The following is a 23065-nucleotide window of genomic DNA, read 5'->3' on the forward strand; positions in this document are numbered from 1 at the left end:
GTACCGGTCCGGGGCCGGCGGTGGCCGGGTGGGGTGCTGGGCCAAGGGGCGTCGCTCAGGGAACCGAGCCGGTCCCGCCCCGGCTACCAGCACATGATGGCGGTGTCCCCGGACTGTCCTGCCCATGCGAGCCTGACGCGGACGACGTACCGCCTCCCCCGGAAGAGCTTCGCCGACAGGGTGGAGTTGCGGTCCTCCCCGCTGTCGTCGTCGCCGGCGAGGAAGCGCAGCTCTCCGTCGACCTCCTCGAAGAGCACCAGGGTGGTGTCCGCCGTCCCGAAGGTGGCGATCTGGTGCTTCCGCGACAGGTCAGGGGTGATCTCGAAGTCCGCCTGCTGCCCCGGGACCAGGGTCAGGGGCGTGGACCGGAACGGCTCGAGCGTCGGGAGCACGTCCGGCAGGACCGGGTAGAACTTCCGCACCCAGTCCTGGTCCTTGGCCGACAGGCCGCCCGGAGGGCTGATGCCCGGCTGGTAGCGGGCGGGCTCCTTGATGAGGCCTCCGGGGAAGGAGTACTGCATCACCGAGTCGGGGTCCCAGGTCGAGCCCTCCACCTCGTCCTGGCCCAGTTTGCGCAGGACGTTGTGGTGCGTGGTCTCCGGGGACCAGTGGTTCGGTGCCCCGGCGAAGAACGCGTAGACCTTCGCCTCGTCCCAGACGATCCCGGCGAACGGGTTCTGGTGCTCGTGGGGCAGGCCCATCGTGTGGCCGATCTCGTGCAGCGCCGTGGTGCGCCCGTACTCGTCGGTCAGGTCCCAGCCGAAGTTCATGGTCGCGTCCTGGGTGCCGATCGTCAGGACGTCCCTGCCCAGATAGGACCACGACCCGTCGGCCTGGTCGAAGGAGATCCGGACCTCGGCCTCCCCCGGCTCGTCCACCTCCTGGAATCCGAGGCCGATCTCCAGGTCCTTCCACTCCCGGAACGCGCTGCGCACCGCCTGGCGCTGCGGCTCGGGGCCCTCCCGGAACGCGTAGCGGAGCACTGTCCCGTTGACCCACTTCTGGGCCATCACCCGGACGAGGCGCTGTCTGATGCCCACCAGCCCCTCCGGGAGGGGACGCACGATGCGCGGCTTGGCAGCACAGTAGGGACGAACTGAGGAATTCATCGTTCTCGGCTCCTGGACAAGCACCTGTCGTGCGATATCGAATCCCGCACGTCCCGTTCGGGGTGGCAGGAGGACCCCCGGCAACCGGTCTCCAACGCTTTCCTGCGGCGTACGGAGAATACCGGCGGAGTGATGTGCATCGACATAATCACGGGTGGGTCGCACGTCAAAGCAGGCGGACGTTCCCGTGCTGCGGCTGTGACCATGTGACGCCGAGATGAAGAATTCCGGTGCACGGGTTCGTGCCCTGGTCAGAGCGTGTTTCGATGTGCTGACGGAAATACAAGGGAATTTCCGCGACCGCTGATTGTTGTCCGGCGAATTCTTTCCCGTCACACGGGGCCCGATATCGGGCAGCCGTTCCGTGCCCGCACGGCATTTGCTGTACTGACCTCGGGGATCGAACCTTCCGAAGGGGCGTGGACAGCATGGAACGGTATGCCGACCTGGTGCTGGAGGGCGGGGGCGTCAAGGGCATCGCCCTGGTGGGAGCCATCGAGATCCTCGAGGAGCACGGCTACCGCTTCAGACGGGTCGCCGGCACCTCCGCCGGAGCAATCGTCGGGGCCCTGGTCGCCGCCGGCGCCCCGGCGAGCAAGCTGGTGGACATCATCGGCTCCGTCCAGTACCCGGACTTCCGCGACGGCTCCCGCCTCACGCGCTACACCGCGGGCAAGGCCGCCGGGATCCTCGCCCGCAACGGCATCTACCTCGGCGAGCACCTCCGATCCTGGTTGCAGTCCCAGCTCGACGAGTACGGGGTGCGGACCTTCGCCGACCTGCCCTACACCGACGAGGAACGGCCCCCCGCCCCGGAGCGGTCCTACCGGCTGGTGGTCACCGCCTCGGACATCAGCAGGGGCCGGCTGCGCTACCTGCCCTGGGACTACGACGACTTCGGCCGTGACCGGGGCGCCCAGCACGTGGTCGAGGCGGTCCGGGCCTCGATGTCCATCCCGTTCTTCTACCGGCCCGTCCGCTGGGACACCGCCGACGGGAAGAAGGCCTGGCTGGTCGACGGCGGCATGCTCTCCAACTTCCCGATCGCCGCCTTCGACGCCCCGCCGGGCACCGTTCCGCGGTGGCCCACGCTGGGCATCAAGCTCTCTGCCCATCCGGATGCGGTCCAGGGCACGGGCTACCCGATCAAGGGGCCGGTGAGCATGAGCCGTGCCATGCTCAAGACCATGACCGGCTTCTACGACCAGATGCACATCGAGTCCCCCGACGCCCAGGCCCGCACGATCTTCGTCGACACCGGCACCATCCGTGCCACCGACTTCAACCTCACCGACGACGACCGGGACTTCCTCTACCGCAGCGGCCGGGCGGCCGCCGAGAAGTTCCTCGACGGCTCGCCCACCCGACCGCCGTGGGACTTCGACGCCTACATCACCGCCCACCGCTGAGGCGTGCGCAGGCCTGCCGATCCGGTCGAGCCGGAGTGCCGGCACCGTCGCGCCCGCCGGCCGGCAGCCCGGGCTCACCGGGCCGGCCGTGGGACTCGTTCATCCGGAGGACGGGGAGGCAGTGACGCCGTCCTCGGCGTCCTCCGCCGCGACCTGGGCGTACGACGCCGAGACCCGGCGGTAGACCGGGGTCAGGAAGGCCAGCAGCGCGGCGGCGACCATGACGATGCCGGCCACCAGGAACACCAGGGCGATGCCGCGCGAGGTGCCCTCGCCGAGCAGCGGGGCCAGCTGGGCGCCGCCCTCCGCGGACCGCGCGTACGGGATGATCCAGAACTGGGCGATCGGTGCGATGAGGAACGCGGTGACCGGCGCCGCCGCGGACTCGAACGCCATGGCGAAGCCGAAGACACGGCCCTGCCGCTCCAGCGGCACGACCCGCTGGATGACCGTCTGTTCCGCCGCCTCCACGAACGGGAAGAGCACCATGTAGAGCCAGATGCCCAGGACGTACAGCCAGGCCCACTCCCGCACGGTGAACACTGCGCCGAGCACGCCCATCGCCATCACCGCGAACAACATGGTGCGCAGCGGATTGGACCCCAGCCCGAACTTGCCGATCAGCGCCCCGCCCACGATGAAGCCGGTGGCGCCGAGTGCGAAGACCGCGCCCCAGATCTCCACGGGGAACATCTCCAGACCGTACGGGTCCATCAGGGCCATGTAGACGCCGCCGATGAAGTTGTTGAACGTCGAGAACAGGATCAGCGCGAACAGCCCGGACACGGCCAGCACGGCGGCGAACGCCCCCCGCAGGTCGAAGCTGCCGTGGGCGTCCGTGGCCGCGGCACGCACCTCCTCGGGCATGCGCAGCGTCAACAGGTGCGCGAAGGCCACGGCCGTGAGCGCCACGGCGACCACGACCGTCCAGCCCATGCCCAGCAGTCCGACCGACAGCCCGGAGAGCACCGAGGTCACGATGAACATCAGGCCCTGCACCATGCCCACCAGGCCGTTGGCGTTGGCGCGCCGGTCCGGCTCGATGAGGATCGTGACCGTGGTGGACAGGGCGATGTTGCGCATGTTCTCGACCACCGCCCCGATCAGGACGACCAGGGCGAAGACCCAGATCCACGGGCGGGTCAGGTCCGCCATCGAGGCCGCCGGGGCGAGGAGGAACAGGATGCCCGCCAGCACGAACATCACCAGGGTGAAGGCTGCGGCGAAGCGCATCACGGCGAGCTTGCGGTAGCGGTCCACGAAGGTGCCGAAGCTGATGCTGGAGAGCGCGATGAGCAGCATGTAGGCGCCGCCGACCACCCCGGTGGCGATGACGTTGCGCGTCTCCAGATACACCCAGAACGTCAGGGCGAACCAGAGGTAGCTGGTCGTGATGTTGGCGAGGGCGGTGTTCACCAGGATCCCGGCGAAGGTGCGGGACCGCTGCGCCGGGCTGCGCACCGAGGTGTCCACGGCCTCGGGATCGACCAGCCCCGGCCCGTCGACGGCATCGATCGGAGCGGACGTGGCGGTCGCGTCCGCGGGAAGTGCCGCACGGCCTGCGGGTGCCGAGGCGGCCCGGGACCGGCCCGGTTCCTGCTCGTTCATGCGGCTCAGTCTAGTGACGGGCGCGGACAGGCTAACGGCTCGGAGCCGACGGCAGAACACCGCCGTGACCGCCCGGACCCTCCACTCCCGGGTCCGGCCGAGCACGCCGCACCGGACGATCCCCCGCCGGACCAACCCGCCGTTCCGAGGCCGACGAGCCCGCGCTTCGTGCTGAGGACCCACGAGGATTCCCGCTCGCGCGTGGGCGCGCCGTCATCCGGGGGCAACGGGTTGACCCCCGGATCCCGTGGCGAAAAACTGGGCACCACGGATGTCGTCGGAGCACACCGGAGGACCACGTCATGGGCATCATCCAGGTCGACCTCTTCCTCACCCTCGACGGCGTCTACCAGGCGCCGGGCGGGCCCGACGAGGACCGTGCGGGCGGCTTCGATCTCGGCGGCTGGCAGGGGGCGTACTTCGACGACGAATCGGGCGCGACGATCGGCGCCGGGATCGAGCGCATCGACGCGCTGCTGCTCGGTCGCCGGACCTACGACATCTTCGCCGGCTACTGGCCGGACCACGGCGACGCCGACCCGATCGCCGCGAAGTTCAACACGGTGCCGAAGTTCGTCGTGTCCCGCACGCTGACCGACCCGTCGTGGGAGGGAACCACGGTGCTGACGGAGGTCGCCGCCGAGGTGCGAGCCCTCAAGGACCGGTTCGACGAGATCCACGTCATCGGCAGCGGCGACCTCGTGCGGACGCTGCTGAGGGAAGACCTCGCCGACCGGCTGAACCTGCTCCTCTATCCGCTGGTGCTGGGCTCGGGCAAGCGCGTCTTCGGCGACGGCACCGTCCCGGCCGCCTTCACCCTGGTGCAGCCGCCGCGGGCGTTCCCGAAGGGAGCGGTCTCGCTCGTCTACGAGCGGGCCGGCGACCCGGTCACCGGCGTGGACGTCTCCCAGCCGGCGCAGGAAACGACTCCGTGACGCCCTGATCTCCGTATCCCTCTCACCTGCAACCGGACCTCCGGGTGACCGGTGCCGCCGCCGCGTCGATCACGTGGCGGAAGACATCCAGAGGGATCGGCTATAATGCGGCCGTCCGAACCCGCGAAGAAGGGTCTGGGATGGACGAGCTGGAGGCACCGCGGTACCGGGTGCCGTTGCGGCTGCAGGGTGTGGAAGGCAGGATGGCGACCTTTGTGGTGCCACCGGAGTTCGCAGAGCACATTGCCTCGGCCACGCCGGCGAAGAACGCATGGACCCGCGATTTCAACACCGGTCTCGTCGGCGGGGTCCGCATCGATCGATCCACCACGCCGCCGACGGTTGTCAGCTACCTCACCCGGCCCTTGAAGCAGATCGACGTTGCCGGCGAAGGATGGGTGGCGCTGCTCCGGCGTGACACGCGGCCCCGGGCCAAGAGGCCCTACCAGCTGGTCTCCGTGACTCGCAGCATCGGTCAGGGCAAGACCAAGAGCTCGGACGGCGGTCCGGCGCCGGTTCCGGTCCACATTGCCCCGCCCATGGCCCTGGACGACCGGATCTGATGTTCTGGCCTCACGGGCGCACCACCCAGGAGACCCGGTGGAGGGGAGACGGCGATGCCGAACGAGGAGGTCTTCGTGCCCTACGGCCCTACTTACTGGGCTGCTCTGGGCGTCTGCGTCCTCGGGGCTGTGGTCGTGGTGATGCTGGGCCGCCGCCTTCGGGATTCCGCGGCCGATGTGGTTTTTTCTCGGGCTTTCGCCGCGGTGCTGACCACGTACACGGTGACGATGCTCGTCTACCGGTCGGTGCCGGACAATTTCGACGTCCACATCTCTCTGCCGGTCCACCTCTCGGACCTCGCGTGGATGGTCGCTGTCATCGCCCTGTGGACACGGGCCCACTGGGCGACGGCGCTCACCTACTACTGGGGACTGACTCTCAACCCGCAGGCCATCCTCACCCCGGCACTCGACTCGCCGGACTTCCCCCACATCGACTTCATCGACCTCTGGGTCCAGCACATCCTGGTCCTCTGGGCCACCCTGTACCTGGTCTGGGGACGCCGTGGCCGCGTCGGCTGGGGCAGCTACCGCCTGGCCATGGTCGTCACCGTCACGTGGGCCGTGGCTGCCTTCGCACTCAACAGCTGGCTGGGGACCAACTACGGCTTCCTCAACGGCAAGCCGGACAACCCCTCGATCCTCGATCTGTTCGGGCCCTGGCCGTGGTACCTGCTGGTCGAGTTCCTCATCATCGCCGTGGCCTGGGCGCTCATCACCTGGCCGTGGACGAGCCGGCGACAGAGCGCGGCCGAGCCCCGGGTCGGTGCGGAAGGCTGAGGCAGCACGGCACCACGGCACCGCGTCATGCCAGTCGACGACGGCGGTCCGGCCCACCTCGGGAAGGTGGACCGGACCGCCGTCGTCGTCCGCATGGCTCAGGCCGGGATCAGAAGTCCCAGTCCTCGTCCTCCGTGTTCACGGCCTTGCCGATCACGTAGGAGGAGCCCGAGCCGGAGAAGAAGTCGTGGTTCTCGTCGGCGTTCGGGGACAGCGCGGACAGGATGGCCGCCGAGACGTCCGTCATCTCCTTGGGGAACAGCGCCTCGAAGCCCAGGTTGTTCAGGGCCTTGTTGGCGTTGTAGTGCAGGAACTTCTTGACGTCCTCGGTCCACCCGACACCGTCGTAGAGGGACTCGGTGTAGCGCACCTCGTTCTCGTAGAGCTCCTCGAGCAGCTCGTAGGTGTAGAGCTTCAGCTCGTCCTGGCGCTCCTGGGACTCCAGGGCCATGGCCCGCTGGAACTTGTAGCCGATGTAGTAGCCGTGCACGGCCTCGTCACGGATGATGAGGCGCACCAGGTCGGCCGTGTTCGTCAGCTTGGCCCGGGAGGACCAGTACATGGGCAGGTAGAACCCGGAGTAGAAGAGGAAGGACTCGAGCAAAGTCGAGGCCACCTTCTTCTTCAGCGGGTCGTCGCCCTTGTAGTACTTGATGATGATGTCGGCCTTCTTCTGCAGGTACGGGTTCTCCCGTGACCAGCGGAAGACGTCGTCGATCTCCTTCATGGAGGACAGCGTCGAGAAGATGGAGGAGTAGGACTTCGCGTGCACCGACTCCATGAACGCGATGTTGGTGTACACCGCCTCCTCGTGCAGGGTGACGGCGTCCGGGATCAGGGAGACGGCGCCCACGGTGCCCTGGATGGTGTCCAGCAGCGTCAGACCGGTGAACACCCGCATGGTGAGCTGCTGCTCCTCCGCGGTGAGGGTCTTCCACGAGGGGACGTCGTTGGAGATCGGCACCTTCTCGGGCAGCCAGAAGTTGGCGGTCAGCCGGTCCCAGACCTCGTCGTCCTTCGGGTCCTCGATCCGGTTCCAGTTGATGGCCTGGGCCTGGTGGTGGAGCAGCTGCACCTTGTCGATGCTCTCGCTCTTCTCCAGAGTCATGATCTGTCTCTTCCTCGAACGGGGTGGACCCCCGCGCGCGTCCTGCGGACGCGCGCGGGGAGTTGTGGGGTGGTCGCCGGGGCTCCGGCGGTCAGAGCATGCAGGAGACGCAGCCCTCGACCTCGGTGCCCTCCAGCGCCAGCTGGCGGATGCGGGAGTAGTACATCGTCTTGATGCCCTTGCGCCACGCGTAGATCTGCGCCCGGTTGATGTCCCGGGTGGTGGCCGTGTCCTTGAAGAACAGGGTCAGCGACAGGCCCTGGTCCACGTGCTGGGTGGCCGCGGCGTAGGTGTCGATGATCTTCTCGTAGCCGATCTCGTACGCGTCCTGGAAGTACTCCAGGTTCTCGTTGTTCATGAAGGGCGCCGGGTAGTACACGCGGCCCAGCTTGCCCTCCTTGCGGATCTCGATCTTCGAGGCGATCGGGTGGATCGAGGACGTCGAGTTGTTGATGTAGGAGATCGACCCGGTCGGCGGCACGGCCTGCAGGTTCTGGTTGTACATGCCGTGCTCCATGACCGAGGCCTTGAGCTGCTCCCAGTCCGCCCGGGTGGGGATGTGCACGCCCGCCTCGGCGAACAGCTCCCGCACCCGCCCGGTGGCCGGGACCCAGTCCCGGTCGGTGTACTTGGTGAAGTACTCCCCCGACGCGTACTGGGACCGCTCGAAGCCGGCGAACACCGCCTTGCGCTCCTTCGCGATCTCGTTCGACGCGCGGACCGCGTGGTACGTGACCGTGTAGAAGTAGATGTTCGTGAAGTCGAGGCCCTCCTCGGAGCCGTAGTGGATGTGCTCCTTGGCGAGGTAGCCGTGCAGGTTCATCTGCCCGAGGCCCACGGCGTGGGACATCTGGTTGCCGCGCTCGATCGAGGGCACCGAGGTGATGTCGGACATGTCCGACACCGCGGTGAGCCCGCGGATCGCGGTCTCTACGGACTGCCCGAAGTCCGGGGACTCCATGGTCAGCGCGATGTTGAGGGAGCCGAGGTTGCAGGAGATGTCCTTGCCGACCTCGTCGTAGTTCAGGTCCTCGTGGTACGTGGACGGCTCGGAGACCTGGAGGATCTCGGAGCAGAGGTTGGACATGATGATCTTGCCGTCGATCGGGTTGGCCCGGTTCACCGTGTCCTCGAACATGACGTACGGGTAGCCGGACTCGAACTGGACCTCGGCGAGGGTCTGGAAGAATTCGCGGGCGTTGATCTTCTTCTTGGTGATCCGGCCGTCCGCGACCATCTCGTGGTACTTCTCGGACACGTTGACGTCGGAGAACGGCATGCCGTAGACCCGCTCCACGTCGTACGGGGAGAACAGGTACATGTCCTGGTTCTTCTTGGCCAGCTCGAACGTGATGTCCGGGATGACCACGCCCAGGGACAGGGTCTTGATCCGGATCTTCTCGTCCGCGTTCTCCCGCTTGGTGTCCAGGAAGCTGTAGATGTCCGGGTGGTGGGCGTGCAGGTACACCGCGCCCGCGCCCTGGCGGGCGCCCAGCTGGTTGGCGTAGGAGAACGAGTCCTCCAGCAGCTTCATGATGGGGATGATGCCCGAGGACTGGTTCTCGATCTTCTTGATCGGGGCCCCGGCCTCGCGGACGTTGGTCAGCGCGAACGCCACGCCGCCGCCGCGCTTGGACAGCTGCAGGGCGGAGTTGATCGACCGCCCGATGGACTCCATGTTGTCCTCGATGCGGAGCAGGAAGCAGGAGACGAGCTCGCCGCGCTGCTGCTTGCCCGCGTTGAGGAACGTGGGGGTCGCCGGCTGGAAGCGCCCGGAGATGATCTCGTCGACCAGCTGCGTGGCGAGCAGCTCGTTGCCGTCGGCGAGGTAGAGGGAGACCATGACCACGCGGTCCTCGAAGCGCTCGAGGTAGCGCTGGCCGTCGAAGGTCTTCAGCGTGTAGGACGTGTAGAACTTGAACGCGCCCAGGAAGGTCTCGAAGCGGAACTTCTGGGAGTACGCCCGCTTGGAGAGCTCCTTGATGAACTCCATGCTGTACTTCGCCAGGACCTCGGGCTCGTAGTACTGGTGCGAGACCAGGTAGTCGAGCTTTTCCTCGAGGTCGTGGAAGAAGACGGTGTTGTTGTTCACGTGCTGCAGGAAGTACTGCCGGGCGGCCTGCCGGTCGGCGTCGAACTGGATGTGGCCGTCGGCGTCGTAGAGGTTCAGCAGGGCGTTGAGCTCGTGGTAGCCCAGGCCCCGGTACTTCTCGGGAACGCGCGTGTCCTCGTGGCCGGGCTCGACGCTCACGCCCGGAGCTGCGGAAATTGTCGCCAAAACTGTTCCAATCCTTGATTTACCTGGTGGACATCCTCGGGGGTGCCCATGAGTTCGAACTTGTAGAGGACGGGGACGCCGCACTTGGCCGCGATCTTGTCCGCGGCCAGGCAGAACGCCGACCCGAAGTTGGTGTTCCCCGCGCCGATGACGCCGCGCAGGAACCGCCGGTTGGTCTCCTTGTTGAGGAACTTCACGACCTGCGGCGGGACGGCCCCGCTGCCGTTGGGCCGCCCGTACGTCGGGGCGGCCAGCACGAAGGGCTCGGTGATCTCGGGGGGCTCCTCCCCGGTCAGAAGAGGAAGGCGCAGCACGCGGGCGTCGAGCTTCTCGACGAAGCGGTGCGTGTTGTTGGAGACCGAGGAGAAGTAGACCACCAGTGGGGCGTGGCTGTCCGGTGCCGCGGCGGTGTCGCCGTGGTCCTGCTGAGCGGTCCCGGGACGGGTGCCGGGGTGGTGCGTGCTCATTGCTTCCGCGCTCCGAAATGGGGTCGGTGGTGGATGGACCGGGGCGCCGCGGGGAAGCGGGCGGCGCTGCGGCCTCAGGCCGAGAGGAGGACGGCCAGGGAGGTGATCTTGTCCGGGCGGTAGCCGGACCAGTGCTCGGTCGCCGTCTCGACGACCGGGACCTGCTGGTAGCCGAGGGCCAGGACGTGGGCCAGGGCGGCCTCGTCCTCGGTGACGTCGACGACGTTGTACTCGATGCCCTTCTTGGTCAGGGCCCGGTAGGTGGCATTGCACTGGACGCAGGCCGGCTTGCTGTACACGGTCACGGACATCGCTGTTTCCCCTTGGTCGATCGGGTGGTTTGTGGGGGAGATCCGGGACTTCCGCAGGGTCTGCGGCGGTGAAGGGGTCTCTCCGGGTGGCTGATTTCAATACTACATCTAGTGCCAGGAAGGGGAAGCGACCCCTAGATGCAGTGGTGGAGGTTGTCCACAGCTCCTCTCTCGCTATCCCCAGAACCACCGCCGGCCATCCACAGGGGGTCTCCGCGGGGGGTCGCGGAATCCCGCCGCCGGGGTCCCGTTGTGCACAGGCTGTGCGCACCGCGGGACCCCCGGCCGGTGGACAGGATTAATTTTCGGACACGGCGTGTCGGGTCCGGCAGCGGGGCCGGCGCAGCCCGACCGCCGCGGCCGCCAGGCGGGCCCGCAGGCCCCGGTAGGGCGGGTAGACGACCCGCAGCGTGTCGGGGGCGAGCGGCTTGTCCAGGACCGCGCGCGCGTGGGAGAACGTGGTGAACGAGAACTTCCCGTGGTACGCGCCGGTGCCGCTCTCCCCCACGCCGCCGAACGGCAGCTCGGGGCTGGTCAGGTGCAGCAGCGGGGCGTTGAAGGACAGTCCGCCGGAGGACGTGCGCCGGCGGAACAGCTCCTTGACCGAGCGCTCCTCGGAGAACACGTAGAGGGCCAGCGGCTTGTCCCCGGCGGTGATCAGCTCGACGGCGTGCTCCGCGGAGGCGACCGGGACCAGGGGCAGGACGGGACCGAAGAGCTCCTCGGCCATGAGCGGGCCGTCCGGGGCGGAGCGCACCACCGTGGGCGCGAGGTAGCGCTCCCCCGGCTCGGCGGTCCCGCCGCAGACGACGTCGTGGGCGGGGACCTGCTCCAGGAGCCCCACCAGCCGGTCGAGGTGGCGCCCGGTGACGATCCGCCCGTAGGAGTCGCTGCGGGACGGGTCCTCGCCGTAGTGCTCCTCCACGGCCCGCAGGAGCTCCGGTTCGAGGGCGGCGAGCGTCTCCGGGGTGCCGAGCACGTGGTCCGGGGCCACGCAGGTCTGGCCGGCGTTGAGGAACTTCCCCCACACGATCCGCCGGGCGGCGGTGCGCAGGTCGGTCGAGCCGTCCACCCAGACCGGGGACTTCCCGCCCAGCTCGAGGGTCACCGGGGTCAGGTGCCGGGCCGCGGCGGCCATCACGATCCGGGCCACCGTCCCGTTGCCGGTGTAGAAGACGTGGTCGAAGCGGTGCTCGAGCAGCCGCGTGGTCTCCGGCACGCCGCCCTCGACCACGCGCACGCAGTCCCCCAGGTAGCGCTCGAGCAGCTCGGCCAGCACCCCGGAGACGGTCGCGGAGACCTCGGAGGGCTTGACGACGACGGTGTTGCCGGCGGCGAGCGCTCCCGCCAGCGGGCTCAGGACGAGCTGGACGGGATAGTTCCACGGCGCCATCACGAGCACGGTCCCGAGCGGCTGGTGCTCCACGCGGGAGCGGGCCGGGGCGAGGCTCAGCGGGACGGGGACGCGGGCCGGGGTCATCCAGCGGCCGAGCTCCTTGCGGATGCCGGCGATCTCCTCGAGGGTGAAGCCGAGCTCGGTCAGCCACGCCTCCGCCGGGGGCTTGCCGAGGTCGGTGGCCAGCGCCTCCTCGAGCACCGTCCGGTTCTCCCGCACGAGGTCCTCGAGCCGGTGCAGCCGGTCCAGCCGGGTCGCGAGGTCGACGTCGGGCACGAAGGCCGCCCGGGCACCGGCGACGGCGGCGTCCACGGCCGGGAAGTCCGCCGAGGGGTCTGCCGGGACGTCTGCCGGATCTTCTGCCGGTGCGGGGGCGGGGAGGGTGCTGCGGGTGCTGGTCATGGGTCCAGGGTAGGGCCCGGCTCGGACGCCGCAGCCCGCCGGTCAGAGCAGGCCGTGCTCCGCGAGCTGCCGCGAGATCGAGGCGCCGTCGTTGCCCTCGATCCACAGCGTGCCCTCGGGGATGGTGACCCGCCGCTCCTCGTTGACCAGCGGGGTGCCGGCCAGCACGGCCTCCGCCGGGGACAGGTTGCGGATCACGATGGCGGCCACGTGCTCGGGATAGCGGTGCACGAAGCCGCTGTAGATCTCGGGGTCGTGCTGGCCGTCGTCGCCGATGAGGATCCAGCGCACGTGGGGGAAGTTGCGGGCCAGCCGCTCGAGGTTCTGCACCTTGTGCGCGGCCCCGGCCCGGAACCACCGGTCCGTGGTGGGTCCCCAGTCGGTGAGCAGCAGGGCCCCGGCCGGGTAGGCGTTGCGCGTGAGGAAGCGGCGCAGGGTGGGCGCCACGTTCCACGCCCCCGTGGAGAGGTAGAGGAACGGCGCCTCGTGGTGGCGGTGCAGCAGCCGGTCCATCATGACGGCCATCCCGGGGGTGGGCGTGCGGGCGTGCTCGTTGAGCACGAACGAGTTCCAGGCGGCCAGCATGGGCCGGGGCAGGGCGGTGACCATGACGGTGTCGTCGATGTCGGAGACCACCCCGATGCGCTGCTCGTCGGCCACGACGAACACGCGGGACTCGACCGTCTCGGAGCCCTCCGTCTGCATCCACACGGTGTGCTCGCCGGGGGCCAGGGACACCTGCAGGTCGACGTCGACCACCCCGCCCTTGTCGGCCACCAGGTGGAACTCGAACTCGTCGATCCAGATGTTGACGTGGGCGAAGGCGATGGGCACGGAGGTGAACGAGCGCCAGCCGCGGATGGACTCGGCGCTCTCGTCGGTGGACTCGATGAGCCCCCGGGTCTTCAGCAGGGCCCGGCCCAGGACCCGCACGTGGTGCTCGGAGCCGTAGCCCTCGAAGGCCACCATGACCGGGATGTCCCCGCGGGCCTCGGCGCGCCGCTGCCGGAACCGGTGGAGCCGCTGCTCGAGGCGGTAGCCCACGTTGATGGCTTCCTCGGTGACCTGGTCGACGGTCTGCTTGAGCTCCGAGCTGCTGGATTTCTTGGCCATGCGCCCAGTCTTCCACAGGGCCCACCGCGGACACGGCGGCGCCCGCGGGGCGGGCCGCGCCGGAGGTCCGGTGCGGCCCGCCCCGCGGGCGGTCGGGGTCCGCGGGCTAGTTCTTGATGTAGCCGTTGGGGTTGAGCACGTACTTGGTGGCCGCCCCGGCGTCGAACTCGGCGTAGCCCTGCGGCGCCTCCTCCAGCGGGATGGCCTTGGCGTTGACGGCCTTGGCGATCTGGATCTTGTCGTGCAGGATCGCCATCATCAGCTGCCGGTTGTACTTCATCACCGGGCACTGCCCCGTGGTGAAGGACAGCGACTTCGCCCATCCCGTGCCGAGGCTGATCGACAGGGACCCCTTCTTCGCGGCCTCGTCCACGGCTCCGGGATCCCCGGTGACGTACAGGCCCGGGATGCCCAGCGCCCCGCCGGCGGCGGTGATGTCCATCAGGGAGTTGAGCACGGTGGCCGGGGCCTCGTGCGAGGCGTCCTTGCCGTGCCCACGGGCCTCGAAGCCGACGGCGTCCACGCCGCAGTCGACCTCCGGGACACCCAGGATCTGCTCGATCTGCTCGGCGGGCGAGCCCTTCGAGACGTCCACGGTCTCGCAGCCGAAGCTGCGGGCCTGGGCGAGGCGCTGCTCGTTCATGTCGCCCACGATCACCACCGCGGCTCCCAGCAGGTGCGCCGAGGCCGCCGCGGCCAGGCCCACCGGTCCGGCACCGGCGATGTAGACGGTCGAGCCCACGCCCACCCCGGCCGTGACCACGCCGTGGTAGCCGGTGGGCAGGATGTCGGAGAGCATGGTCAGGTCCATGATCTTCTCCAGGGCCTGGTCCCGGTCCGGGAACTTCAGCAGGTTCCAGTCCGCGTAGGGCACCAGCACGTACTCGGCCTGACCGCCGACCCAGCCGCCCATGTCCACGTAGCCGTAGGCGGAGCCCGGCCGGTCCGGGTTGACGTTGAGGCAGATGCCGGTCTTGCGCTCCTTGCAGTTGCGGCACCGGCCGCAGGAGATGTTGAACGGGACGGAGACGATGTCCCCGACCTTGATGAACTCGACGTCCGGCCCGCACTCGATGACCTCGCCCGTGATCTCGTGGCCGAGGACCAGGTCCGTGGGGGCCGTGGTGCGCCCGCGCACCATGTGCTGGTCCGAGCCGCAGATGTTGGTGGCCACGGTCCGGAGGATGACCCCGTGCGGGACCTTCCGGCCGATGTTGGCCGGGTTGATCCCCGGCGCGTCCTTGAGATCGAACTCCGGGTACTCGGTGTCGATGACCTCGACCTTGCCGGGACCCTTGTAGGCGACCGCTCTGTTCCCTGCCATCATGACCTCTTCCGTGGTGGATGTCCGTCACGGGAGTCCACGGCGGGTCTCCACCGTCGACGCCCTTGTCCCCGACGGAACTCCCCACGCTGTGGCCTCGAGCTCGCTGTGACCCGGGTCACGGAGGACGGCCGCCGGTGGTGCTGACGCTAACAGGACGCGTCAACGAACGGAAGGGAAGGAAGCTGAGAAGACGCGAAACAGCCCGCCCCGCGCGATGCGGAACGGGCTCTTTCCTCCTGGTGGAGCTGAGGGGACTCGAACCCCTGACCCTTTGCATGCCATGCAAATGCGCTACCAGCTGCGCCACAGCCCCAGGTCGTTACCTCGGAGACACTATCACAACCTTCACGGGCTCCTTCACAGTCACCCTGTTCCGGTTGTTCCAGCGCCTCGCTGGGCAACGCATTCATAGTAGACAGCCGATCAGGCTCCAGGCAAATCGTCGGTGGCGGGGGCCGCGGCGGTCCGGCCGGAGAGCGGTCCGAGGTCCACCACGGGGCTGTCCCGCCACAGCCGCTCGAGGGCGTAGAACGCCCGGTCCTCGTCGTGCTGCACGTGGATCACGACGTCGCCGTAGTCCAGGAGCACCCAGCGCCCCTCGGAGCGGCCCTCGCGGCGGATCGGGCGCAGCTCGAGGCGCTCGACGAGCTTCTCCTCGATCTCGTCGACCACGGCGTTGACGAGCCGCTCGTTGGAGGCGGAGGCGACGAGGAAGGCGTCGGTGATGCCCAGGGCCTCGCTGACGTCGAGGGCCACGATGTCGTGGGCCTGCTTGGCGTCCGCCGCGGCGGCCGCGACCTGGAGGATGGAGAGGGAGAGATCGTTGACAGTCAAGGAGGATCCTTTCCCGGCGAACCGGAGGTCCCGTCCCGTGGGGACGGATGGAGTGGACGAGTCGTGCAAGAACGGGTGGTGCAGGTACGGGTGGTGCGGGAACGGTCGGTGCGGTGGGGCCGGCGGGGTGCTCAGAGCACGAACAGCACGAGCACGACGGCGAGGGCCGCGAGCACCGCCAGCAGCAGGAACCACCAGGCGCCGCTCGTGCGGCGGCGGTACTCCCGGGGCTCCAGCAGCTCGAGCCCCTCGGCGGTGCTGGCCGGCACGGGGGCGGCCGGCGGATCGTCCTCGGCCGCGGGCCACGACGCCGCGGGCCCGGACGGGTCGGCCCCCGGCGGAGCCGCCGGTGGGTCCTCCGCGTGCCCGTGCTCCTCGTGGCCAGCGGCCGCGGCGGGCGCGACCGGCGTGGAGCCGTGGTGCTCGGGGTCCCTGGGCGCGACGATCTCGATGTGCGTGAGCGCCGCCAGGTCCTCCGGGGCGAGCCGGTTGCTGAACAGGGCCGGGTCGACGTGCACCGGGTCGTGGGACACGTGCCCGTCCGGCCCGTCCGGGCCGCCGCCGGGGAACACGACGGTGATCTGCTCGAGCGGATCCTGCGGATCCTGCGGGTCATCCGGCGCCCCCGCGGGACGCGGGGCCGTAGCGGGCTGCCCCGGGACGACCGGTGCGGAGCCGGGCGCCGGGGCCTCCGGAGCCGCCACCGGCTCCCGGACCGCGGTGCCCGCGCCCGGGTCGGCCTGCGCGGCGCCGGCCTGGGCGGCGAGCTCCGCGAAGCGGCGCTGCTTCTCGAGCAGCTCGGGGTCCGCGGGGCCGGCGCCGGCCTCCTCGAGTTCGCGGGCGCGCTCGGCCAGCTCGCGGTGCAGGCGGGCCAGCCGCCGCGGTCCGAGGGGCTTGACGGGGCGGACCGGCACGCCGTCCCCACCGAGGTCGATGATGGGGGCCGGCCCGGAGGGCGCCGGCGGCGGCGCCGGGGTCCTGTCCGGGTCCGGTGCGGCGCCGTCCCGCACGTCGTCCTCGCCGGCCATCAGGGTGCCTTCGCCGAGACGCCGCGGGCGCCGACGTGGTCCGTCGTCGTCCCGTCCTCGGGTCCGAGGTAGAGGCCGTACTTGTTGATGTACTGCACCACGCCGTCGGGCACGAGGTACCAGACGGGCTTGTGCTCGGCCACGCGGGCGCGGCAGTCCGTGGAGGAGATCGCCATCGCGGGCACCTCGAGCAGGTTCACGCCGCTGGAGCCCACGGGTGCGGCCAGGTCGTGGCCCGGCCGGGTGACGCCGACGAAGTGCGCGAGCTGCCAGAGCTCCTCGGCGCCCTTCCACGTCAGGATCTCCGCCATGACGTCCGCGCCCGTGATGAAGAAGAGGTCCGCCTCCGGGCGCTGCCGCTTCAGGTCCCGCAGGGTGTCGACCGTGAACGTGGGGCCGTCGCGCTCGATGTCCACCCGGCTGACCGTGAACCGCGGGTTGGAGGCCGTGGCGATCACCGTCATGAGGTAGCGGTGCTCCGCGGGGCTCACCGCCCCGGCGGCCTTCTGCCAGGGGTGCCCGGTCGGGACGAACACGACCTCGTCGAGGTCGAACTCCCCCGCCACCTCGGAGGCGGCCACGAGGTGGCCGTGGTGGATGGGGTCGAACGTCCCGCCCATGACGCCGAGCCGGGTGCGGCCAGGCCTCCGGGGCGGGACGGCCGTGCCCGTCAGGGGCAGGTCCCGGGTCCGGGCGGCGGTGTCCTGCGGAGCGGTCGTCACGACGGTGGGGTTCCCCGGCTCAGCCGTGGCGCTTGGCCGCGTACTCGTCGAGCATGGCTCGCTCGTCCGCGGGCAGGTCGGCGGGGTCCTGGTGCTGGCCGACCTCCGGGCTGAGGCCCCGGTTCGCGAAGGAGAGCGTCACCACCATGAGGCCGATCAGCACGACGAACACGGAGGCGCCCCAGACCCACGGGGGAACTCCGGCCTCGGCGGCGGCGTGCCCGCCCTCGGCGGCTGCGAGGACGGTGGTGACGGTCTGCTGGAACATGGGGATCCCTTCTGTCGCCGACGTGGCGGCGGGTGGTCGGTGGACGGCCCTGCCGCCTCGGCCGGCTGGCCCGGACGGCTCTCATCGTACTGAATCCGCGGCGGGCCCGCCGCGTCCGGGGCTCAGGCGCGGACGTGCCCGTCGCCCTGGACGATCCACTTCGTGGTGGTCAGCTCCTCCAGGCCCATGGGTCCGCGCGCGTGCATCTTCTGGGTGGAGATGCCGATCTCGGCGCCGAGGCCCAGCTGGCCCCCGTCGGTGAACCGGGTGGAGGCGTTGACCATGACCGCGGCGGCGTCGATCTCGGCGACGAACCGCTCGGCGGAGGCGAGGTCGTTGGTCACGATCGCCTCGGTGTGCCGGGTGGACCACCGGTGGATGTGCTGGAGCGCCTCGTCCAGGGAGTCCACCACCTTCACGGCCAGGTCCATGGACAGGTACTCGGTGCCCCAGTCCTCGTCGGTGGCGCGCAGGTGGTGGCTGCCGGCCGGCAGCAGGGCCTCGGCCCGCTCGTCCACGTGCAGCGTGACGCCGGCCCGGTCGAGGGCCGCGAGCACCGCGCCCCCGTGCTCGAAGCCGCGGTGCAGCAGCAGGGTCTCCGTGGTGTTGCACGTGCTCGTGCGGTGGGTCTTGGAGTTGACGACCACGTCCACGGCCATCTTCTTCGACGCCGAGTGGTCGACGAAGAGGTGGACGTTGCCCTCGCCGGTCTCGATGACGGGGACCTTCGCGTTCTGGACGACGGACTGGATCAGACCGTGCCCGCCGCGCGGGATGAGGACGTCGACCTTCCCGCGGGCCGCCATGAGCGCGTTCGCGCCCTCGCGGCCGTACTCGTCGACGCTCTGGACGCAGTCCACGGGCAGCTTCACGTCGGCCAGGGAGTCCCGGATGATGCCCACGAGGGCCCGGTTGGACTCCTCCGCGGCCGACCCGCCGCGCAGCAGCACCGCGTTGCCGGACTTCAGGGCGATCCCGGCGATGTCCACGGTCACGTTGGGGCGGGCCTCGTAGATGGCGCCGACCACGCCCATCGGCACGCGCACCTGGCGCATCCGCAGCCCGTTGGGCAGGGTGCTGCCGCGGACGAACCCGCCCACGGGGTCGGGCAGCGCGGCGAGCTCGCGCAGGCTCTCGGCCAGGCCGGTGATCCGCTCGGCGTCCAGCTTGAGCCGGTCCAGGAGGGCCGTGGAGGTCCCGTTCACGCGGCCGCGCTCGAGGTCCTTGGCGTTCGCGGCGAGCACCACGTCCTGCTTGCGCTCGATGCGGTCGGCGATGGCGAGCAGCGCCCGGTCCTTCCAGGCCCGGGTGGCGCGGCCCAGGACGCGGGCGGAGTCCCGGGCGTCGTCGGCCATCGCGGCGACGCCGGCGACGGGGTCCTCCCCGAAGGTGGCGATGACGCCGGTGTCGGTCACGACCGCCTTGCCGGTCGTGCGGGTGGCTTCGTCGGTGGTCACGGAATCGTGTGCGGCGGAAGTCATTTCTTCAGTTTAGTCCGTGCGCCGCGGGCGCGCAGGACCACGAGGTTGTCCACGTGCACGAGCTCCCGGCTGTAGTCGTCCCCGAGTTCCTCCGCCAGCACGGAGGTGGACTTGCCGAGCATCGGCGGGATCTCGTCCGAGGAGTAGTTGCTGAGCCCGTGGGCGATCTCCTTGCCCTCCTGGTCCCGCAGCGAGACGGGCTCCCCCGCCTCGAACGTCCCGGACACGCCGGTGACCCCGGCGGCCAGCAGCGAGTTGCGGTCGCGGATCGCCTCGACGGCGCCCGGGTCCAGGGTCAGGGAGCCCTTGATGTCCGCGAGGTGGGCCAGCCACAGCAGCCGGACGTTGCGCCGCCCGCCGGAGGTCGCGAACCAGGTGCCGACGTCCTCGCCGTCCAGGGCGCGGGTGATGTTCTGGGCCGAGGTGACGAGCGCGGGGATGCCCGAGGCCGCGGCGATCCGGGCCGCCTGGACCTTGGTGACCATGCCGCCGGAGCCGACGCCGGCGCGGCCGACCGACCCGATCTGCACGCCCTCGAGGTCCTTGATGGGGTCGTTCACCACCGGGATCCGCTCCCCGCCCTTGCGGGGGTCCATGGTGTAGAGGGCGTCGACGTCGGAGAGCAGCAGCAGGACGTCGGCCTTGATCAGGTGGGCGATCAGGGCGGCGATCCGGTCGTTGTCGCCGAACTTGATCTCCTGGCTGGACACGGCGTCGTTCTCGTTGACGATGGGCAGCACCCCGAAGTCCAGGAGCCGCTCGATCTGCCGGTGGGTGTTCTTGTAGTGGCTGCGCCGCATCAGGTCCTCGGCGGTGACCAGCACCTGGCCCACCGTGACGCCGTAGCGGGCGAAGGACTCGATGTAGCGGCCCATGAGCAGGCCCTGGCCCACGGCCGCGGCCGCCTGCTTGCCGGCCAGGTTCTTCGGCCGCCGGGACAGCCCCAGGGGCGCCAGACCGGCCGTGATGGCGCCCGAGGACACGAACACGAGCTCGATGCCGCGGGCCTTCGTCTCGCCGAGGGCATCCACGATCATCCGCACGGCCTGCTCGTCGATCGAGCTCTCGATGGACGTCAGCGAGGACGAGCCGACCTTGACCACCACGCGGTGGGCGCGCGGGATGTCCTCGCGGCGCTCGATGGGGCTGCGCCGGTTCTTGCCGCGGTTCTCGCTGCTGAGCTGGACCGCGGACTTCTCCGCGACCTCCTCGAGCTGCTCGACGTCGATCTCGTTCGTCTGCTCGTTCATCCTGGGCGTCTCCCTCGTCCGGTGGGCGTCGTCGGTGTGTCGGGTCAGTCGGTGTGTCGGGTCGGTCGTCGGGTGGTGGCCGCGGGGCGTCCGGCACGTGCGGCCGCGGCCCGCCCCGCGGGCGGGCTCAGTCGTCGGTGCCGGCCGGGGCCTCGCCGCGCCGGGCGTCGACCGACTCGGTCCACACCCCGGCGGAGCGCTCGGCCTCGAGCTCGGCGCGGGCGGCGGCCTTGGCGTCCTTGCGGTCCTGGTACTGCTGGCGCTTCTGCTCGCGGGTGGGACGGTCGATGTCCGCGAAGCGCAGGTCGGTGCCGCGGGGCCCGGCCAGCAGCTCGGCGCCGCCGACCATCGTGGGCTCCCAGTCGAAGACCACGCCGTCGTCCTCGGGACCGATGAGCACGGCGTCGCCGGGCCGGGCGCCCTGCTTGAACAGCTCCGTCTCGACACCGAGCTTCGCGAGCCGGTCGGCGAGGTAGCCGACGGCCTCCTCGTTGTTGAAGTCGGTCTGCAGGATCCACCGGTCGGGCTTGTCGCCGCGCACGTGCCACAGCGGCTCGAGGTTGCGCTCCTCCCGGGTGATGGTGAACTCGGGTCCGCGCACCCCCTTGGGGCGCAGCACGACCCGCGGCGCCTCCGCCGGGGCGGGGCGGGCGGCACGGGCCTCCTGCACGACCTCGCCCATGGCGAAGGTCAGCTGCCGCAGCCCCTCGTGGGAGGCGGTGGAGATCTCGAACACGCGGTAGCCGCAGGACTCGAGCTCGGGCCGCACGAACTCGGCGAGCTCCCGGGCCTCGAGGACGTCGATCTTGTTCAGCACCACGAGCCGGGGCCGGTCGTTGAGCGGCACCGCCTGGCCGCCGTCGAGGTCGCCGTCGACGGCGTAGCCGGCGAGCTCCGCCTCGATCGTCTCGAGGTCGGATACCGGGTCCCGCCCGGGCTCGAGGGTCGCGCAGTCGAGGACGTGCACGAGCGCGGCGCAGCGCTCGACGTGGCGGAGGAACTCCAGCCCCAGGCCCTTGCCCTCGGAGGCGCCGGGGATCAGGCCCGGGACGTCCGCCACGGTGTAGCGCACGTCCCCGGCCTCCACCACGCCGAGGTTCGGGACGAGCGTGGTGAACGGGTAGTCGGCGATCTTGGGGCGGGCGGCGCTGATCGCGGCGATCAGGCTGGACTTGCCGGCGGAGGGGTAGCCGACCAGGGCGATGTCGGCGATGGACTTCAGCTCCAGGACCACGTCCCGGGCCGAGCCCGGCGTGCCGAGGAGCGCGAAGCCGGGGGCCTTGCGCTTGACCGAGGCCAGCGCGGCGTTGCCCAGTCCGCCCTGCCCGCCGGGGGCGGCCACGAACTCGGAGCCCTGGCCCACGAGGTCGGCCAGGACGTTGCCGTCCTGGTCCTTGACCACGGTGCCGTCGGGCACGGACAGCACGAGGTCCTCGCCCTTGTGCCCGTGGCGGAGGTCGCCCTTGCCGGGTCCGCCGTTGGGGGCGGACTGGTGCGGGGCGTGGTGGTAGTTCAGCAGCGTGGTGGTCTGGCCGTCCACGCGCAGCACCACGCTGCCGCCGTCCCCCCCGTTGCCGCCGTCCGGACCGCCGAGCGGCTTGAACTTCTCGCGGCGGATGGACACGCAGCCGTGCCCGCCGGAGCCGCCGGACACGTGCAGGACGACGCGGTCGACGAAACTGGCCACGGGGAACTCCTCTGGTTCAAGAACGGACGGGCCACGTTAAGACTGTAGAGGGCGGGCGCTGGACGCACCCACCCTCTACAGACCAAACATGGGTGGTGCGGGTCGTGACCCGCACCGGGGCCGGCAGCGCCGGCCCTGTGGACTACTCTGCGGCAGCCTGGATGTTGACGACCTTGCGGCCCCGGCGGGTGCCGAACTCGACCTGACCGGCGGCCAGGGCGAACAGGGTGTCGTCGCCACCGCGGCCGACGTTGAGGCCGGGGTGGAAGTGCGTGCCGCGCTGCCGGACGAGGATCTCGCCGGCGTTGACGGTCTGGCCGCCGAAGCGCTTCACGCCGAGGTACTGCGCGTTGGAGTCGCGACCGTTGCGAGTGGAGCTCGCGCCCTTCTTGTGTGCCATGAGGTGTGCCTACCTTCGGGTCTTTACTGGCTGGTGGAGTCTGGACGGGGACCGGGCCGGTCAGGCGTCGATGCCGGTCACCTTCACGGTGGTCAGCTCGGCACGGAAGCCCTGGCGCTTCTTGTAGCCGGTCTTGTTCTTGAACTTCTGGATGGAGATCTTGGGACCGCGGAGGTTCTCGACGATCTCGGCCGTGACCTTGACGCTCGCCAGGGTCTGGGCATCCGAGGTGATCTTGTCCCCGTCGACCAGCAGCAGGGCAGGGAGCTCGATGGTGCTGCCTGCTCCGCCGGCGACGCGGTCAAGGGTAACGAGGTCTCCGACGGAAACCTTTTCCTGGCGGCCGCCAGCGCGGACAATCGCGTACACCACTTGGGAACTCACTTCTCTCGACGTCATGTGTAAACAGTGTGGGTCGAGCGCATACCTGTCAGGACCAACGACGTTGAGACGAGCTGACGGTGACCGGCCCGTGGGACTAGGCCGAGGTCAGCGCAGGTTCGCCGCAATTCAGGAACTGCACCCGCATGTGCCGCCAGGTGGGGTGTCGAGTTTTTACACGCGCGCACCGGCAGGGCACCGAAGATCA

General features: G+C 70.0%; 22 protein-coding genes and 1 tRNA gene. 4 read left to right on the forward strand and 19 right to left on the reverse strand.

The window, feature by feature from the left end; translation table 11 throughout:
* Positions 1 to 83: 83 nt before the first annotated feature.
* On the reverse strand, positions 84 to 1040 hold the full coding sequence (locus tag RF644_RS07965) for a M12 family metallopeptidase (protein WP_133410343.1): 957 nt from the start codon (positions 1038 to 1040) through the stop codon (positions 84 to 86).
* A gap of 497 nt (positions 1041 to 1537) precedes the next feature.
* Here RF644_RS07965 and RF644_RS07970 point away from each other — a divergent pair, with 497 nt between their 5' ends.
* A complete protein-coding gene (locus tag RF644_RS07970) occupies positions 1538 to 2518 on the forward strand; it encodes a patatin-like phospholipase family protein (RefSeq protein WP_368796129.1) in 981 nt (326 codons plus the stop codon).
* Positions 2519 to 2617: 99 nt separating this feature from the next.
* On the opposite strand, the gene RF644_RS07975 is transcribed toward RF644_RS07970, so the two are convergent.
* Complete coding sequence (locus RF644_RS07975; RefSeq protein WP_368796130.1) at positions 2618 to 4126, reverse strand: MFS transporter; 1509 nt, start codon at positions 4124 to 4126, stop codon at positions 2618 to 2620.
* Positions 4127 to 4428: 302 nt separating this feature from the next.
* On the opposite strand from RF644_RS07975, the gene RF644_RS07980 reads away from it, so the two are divergent.
* The 3 genes from RF644_RS07980 to RF644_RS07990 all read left to right on the forward strand — a co-directional run bounded on the left by RF644_RS07980 (position 4429) and on the right by RF644_RS07990 (position 6404).
* Positions 4429 to 5061 (forward strand): dihydrofolate reductase family protein, encoded by a 633-nt coding sequence (locus RF644_RS07980; RefSeq protein ID WP_368796131.1) that lies wholly within the window; start codon positions 4429 to 4431, stop codon positions 5059 to 5061.
* Between the two features lie 140 nt (positions 5062 to 5201).
* A complete protein-coding gene (locus RF644_RS07985) occupies positions 5202 to 5624 on the forward strand; it encodes a hypothetical protein (RefSeq protein WP_368796132.1) in 423 nt (140 codons plus the stop codon).
* 54 nt (positions 5625 to 5678) lie between these two features.
* Complete coding sequence (locus tag RF644_RS07990; protein ID WP_368796133.1) at positions 5679 to 6404, forward strand: TIGR02206 family membrane protein; 726 nt, start codon at positions 5679 to 5681, stop codon at positions 6402 to 6404.
* Between the two features lie 109 nt (positions 6405 to 6513).
* Here RF644_RS07990 and nrdF read toward each other — a convergent pair whose 3' ends face one another.
* From nrdF to rplU, 17 genes are all read right to left on the reverse strand, one after another.
* Entirely contained in the window at positions 6514 to 7512 is a 999-nt protein-coding gene (gene nrdF, locus RF644_RS07995) for a class 1b ribonucleoside-diphosphate reductase subunit beta (protein ID WP_017834614.1), read from the reverse strand.
* A 91-nt stretch (positions 7513 to 7603) separates the two neighbouring features.
* Positions 7604 to 9763 (reverse strand): class 1b ribonucleoside-diphosphate reductase subunit alpha, encoded by a 2160-nt coding sequence (nrdE, locus tag RF644_RS08000; protein ID WP_035929990.1) that lies wholly within the window; start codon positions 9761 to 9763, stop codon positions 7604 to 7606.
* Positions 9760 to 10257, reverse strand: a complete 498-nt coding sequence (gene nrdI / locus RF644_RS08005; protein WP_081994584.1) for a class Ib ribonucleoside-diphosphate reductase assembly flavoprotein NrdI — start codon at positions 10255 to 10257, stop codon at positions 9760 to 9762. Before nrdI ends, nrdE begins: the two co-directional genes overlap by 4 nt.
* Before the next feature lie 74 nt (positions 10258 to 10331).
* The gene (nrdH, locus tag RF644_RS08010) at positions 10332 to 10568 is read right to left on the reverse strand and encodes a glutaredoxin-like protein NrdH (RefSeq protein ID WP_017834611.1); all 237 of its coding nucleotides are present in this window, start codon (positions 10566 to 10568) and stop codon (positions 10332 to 10334) included.
* Between the two features lie 298 nt (positions 10569 to 10866).
* On the reverse strand, positions 10867 to 12366 hold the full coding sequence (locus RF644_RS08015) for an aldehyde dehydrogenase family protein (RefSeq protein WP_368796134.1): 1500 nt from the start codon (positions 12364 to 12366) through the stop codon (positions 10867 to 10869).
* A gap of 42 nt (positions 12367 to 12408) precedes the next feature.
* A complete protein-coding gene (locus RF644_RS08020) occupies positions 12409 to 13479 on the reverse strand; it encodes an App1 family protein (RefSeq protein WP_035930000.1) in 1071 nt (356 codons plus the stop codon).
* A gap of 106 nt (positions 13480 to 13585) precedes the next feature.
* Positions 13586 to 14803, reverse strand: a complete 1218-nt coding sequence (gene fdhA, locus RF644_RS08025) for a formaldehyde dehydrogenase, glutathione-independent (protein WP_031283632.1) — start codon at positions 14801 to 14803, stop codon at positions 13586 to 13588.
* A gap of 240 nt (positions 14804 to 15043) precedes the next feature.
* A tRNA-Ala gene (locus tag RF644_RS08030) sits at positions 15044 to 15119 on the reverse strand.
* 110 nt (positions 15120 to 15229) lie between these two features.
* The gene (gene rsfS / locus RF644_RS08035) at positions 15230 to 15640 is read right to left on the reverse strand and encodes a ribosome silencing factor (protein WP_017834607.1); all 411 of its coding nucleotides are present in this window, start codon (positions 15638 to 15640) and stop codon (positions 15230 to 15232) included.
* Between the two features lie 131 nt (positions 15641 to 15771).
* A complete protein-coding gene (locus tag RF644_RS08040; RefSeq protein ID WP_368796135.1) occupies positions 15772 to 16668 on the reverse strand; it encodes a hypothetical protein in 897 nt (298 codons plus the stop codon).
* Positions 16668 to 17342: a nicotinate-nucleotide adenylyltransferase gene (gene nadD, locus RF644_RS08045; protein ID WP_306460803.1), complete on the reverse strand. Its 675-nt coding sequence runs from the start codon at positions 17340 to 17342 to the stop codon at positions 16668 to 16670. The genes RF644_RS08040 and nadD overlap by 1 nt, the downstream gene beginning before the upstream one ends.
* Before the next feature lie 67 nt (positions 17343 to 17409).
* Positions 17410 to 17658, reverse strand: coding sequence for a hypothetical protein (locus tag RF644_RS08050; protein ID WP_017834605.1), 249 nt, complete (start codon positions 17656 to 17658; stop codon positions 17410 to 17412).
* Positions 17659 to 17780: 122 nt separating this feature from the next.
* The gene (locus RF644_RS08055; protein ID WP_368796136.1) at positions 17781 to 19115 is read right to left on the reverse strand and encodes a glutamate-5-semialdehyde dehydrogenase; all 1335 of its coding nucleotides are present in this window, start codon (positions 19113 to 19115) and stop codon (positions 17781 to 17783) included.
* 20 nt (positions 19116 to 19135) lie between these two features.
* Positions 19136 to 20389, reverse strand: a complete 1254-nt coding sequence (proB, locus tag RF644_RS08060; protein ID WP_035930013.1) for a glutamate 5-kinase — start codon at positions 20387 to 20389, stop codon at positions 19136 to 19138.
* 127 nt (positions 20390 to 20516) lie between these two features.
* Positions 20517 to 22076, reverse strand: a complete 1560-nt coding sequence (gene obgE, locus RF644_RS08065; protein ID WP_368796137.1) for a GTPase ObgE — start codon at positions 22074 to 22076, stop codon at positions 20517 to 20519.
* Between the two features lie 142 nt (positions 22077 to 22218).
* Complete coding sequence (gene rpmA / locus RF644_RS08070; protein WP_017834601.1) at positions 22219 to 22476, reverse strand: 50S ribosomal protein L27; 258 nt, start codon at positions 22474 to 22476, stop codon at positions 22219 to 22221.
* Positions 22477 to 22536: 60 nt separating this feature from the next.
* Positions 22537 to 22848, reverse strand: a complete 312-nt coding sequence (rplU, locus tag RF644_RS08075; protein ID WP_017834600.1) for a 50S ribosomal protein L21 — start codon at positions 22846 to 22848, stop codon at positions 22537 to 22539.
* Positions 22849 to 23065 lie beyond the last annotated feature (217 nt).

Origin of the sequence: Kocuria sp. CPCC 205258, assembly GCF_040981005.1 — a bacterium.
GTDB classification, from domain to species: Bacteria; Actinomycetota; Actinomycetes; order Actinomycetales; family Micrococcaceae; genus Kocuria; species Kocuria rosea.